This is a genomic window from Mesorhizobium sp. M7A.F.Ca.CA.002.15.2.1 (genome assembly GCF_003998715.1).
GTDB classification, from domain to species: Bacteria; Pseudomonadota; Alphaproteobacteria; order Rhizobiales; family Rhizobiaceae; genus Mesorhizobium; species Mesorhizobium ciceri.
In genome coordinates this window covers 1-1,436 of record NZ_RZPI01000969.1, presented here as the reverse complement: position 1 = coordinate 1,436, position 1,436 = coordinate 1, and the positions used below count along the sequence as shown (strand labels likewise).

The following is a 1,436-nucleotide window of genomic DNA, read 5'->3' as shown; positions in this document are numbered from 1 at the left end:
GCGAGGCCGATCCGGCCGGCGACGGAATCGACTTCGTCGCCAACGCACCCCGGCCCATGGAGATGGAGTACGCGATCTCCAATGGCTTCGGCTTTGGCGGCGTGAATGCCAGCGCCCTGTTCAGACGCTGGAACTAGCGGTGGCCAGACGCAGTCATGACCGACGCCCTTTGCCCCGGCCTATCTCAATGCTTTTCCCAATCCGATCCAACGCAAAGAAGGATATGATTTCCATGAACAAGACCAGTCCCGGCGTCGCCCTTGTCACAGGGGCATCTTCCGGCATCGGGCGCGCTACCGCCGACGCCTTGCTCGGCGCTGGCTTTCGCGTCTTCGGAACCAGCCGTCGCACGGCCTCACAGCAATCCGCCGGCGTGACCATGCTGACCTGCGACGTGACCGACGACGCGTCCGTCGCGACAATGGTCGATGACGTTCTGGCCGCGGCCGGACGCATCGACGTGCTTGTCAACAATGCCGGCATGGGGCTGTTTGGCGGCGCGGAGGAGTCCTCGACCGCCCAGGCCAAGGCGCTGTTCGACGTGAACGTCTTCGGCGTCTTGCGCGTGACCAACGCGGTGCTGCCGGCAATGCGGCGCCAAGGGAAGGGCAGAATCGTAAATTTGAGCTCGGTACAGGGGTTCATCCCCGCTCCCTATTTCGCGCTTTACTCGTCGACCAAACACGCCATCGAAGGGTATTCCGAGTCGCTCGATCACGAATTGCGCCCCTTCGGCATTCGCGTTTCGCTGGTGGAGCCCGCCTATACCCGCACATCATTCGAGGACAATCTTGCCGCCCCCGACCGGTCGCTCGAAATCTACGACTCCGCGCGCGCCGGGATGACTATGTCAGTGCGGAAATCGATGGAAAAAGGCGATGCGCCCGAAGTGGTCGCCAAGACCATTTTGGCAGCAGCGACCGATCCCGCGCCGAAGAAACGCTATGCGGCGGGAAAAATGGCGCGCCAGGTCAGTTTCCTGCGCCGTTTCGTCCCCGCATCCGAATTCGACAAGAGCCTGCGCAAGCAGCTTGGGTTGCCGGTCTGAAATCGGGCGCTGCCTTGGCGCGTCAGCGAGCAGCCGCCTGTTTCTCGAGCCTGCGGGCGTATTGCGTCAGCGGAAAGCACATGACGAAGAAGATCAGCGCCACCAGCCCGTATACCTTGAACGGTTCGAAGGTCGCATTGTTGATGGCGTTGGAGGTCCGCACCAGCTCCTCGAAGCCGATGATCGAGGTGAGCGCCGTCGATTTGATCAGCTGCACCAGGAAGCCGACGGTGGGTGCGCGGGTGATCGAAAACGCCTGCGGCAGGATGATCAGCCTGAGTTCCTGCAGATAGTGCAGGCCGAGGCTGGCACCGGCGTCCCATTGACCGAGGGGTAGCGCCGCGACGCCGGAGCGCCAGATTTCGGCGAGATAGGCGCTGGCGAAGAA

The 1,436-nt window shown here is 62.6% G+C and carries 2 protein-coding genes and 1 pseudogene; 2 read left to right on the top strand and 1 reads right to left on the bottom strand.

Annotation, left to right across the window (positions count from 1 at the left end; all coding sequences use genetic code 11):
* Positions 1–137: pseudogene (locus ENZ74_RS35505) on the top strand (beta-ketoacyl-[acyl-carrier-protein] synthase II); the annotation flags it as partial.
* Positions 138–232: 95 nt separating this feature from the next.
* A complete protein-coding gene (locus tag ENZ74_RS31645) occupies positions 233–1,048 on the top strand; it encodes an oxidoreductase (RefSeq protein ID WP_063170427.1) in 816 nt (271 codons plus the stop codon).
* A 22-nt stretch (positions 1,049–1,070) separates the two neighbouring features.
* On the opposite strand, the gene ENZ74_RS31640 is transcribed toward ENZ74_RS31645, so the two are convergent.
* A partial coding sequence (locus ENZ74_RS31640) for an ABC transporter permease subunit (RefSeq protein ID WP_127313291.1) occupies positions 1,071–1,436 on the bottom strand: 366 nt, incomplete at its 5' end.

Bases quoted from the DNA above. Each gene is read 5' to 3' on its own strand.
- ENZ74_RS31645 (WP_063170427.1), top strand. From the start codon at position 233: ATGAACAAGACCAGTCCCGGCGTCGCCCTTGTCACAGGGGCATCTTCC.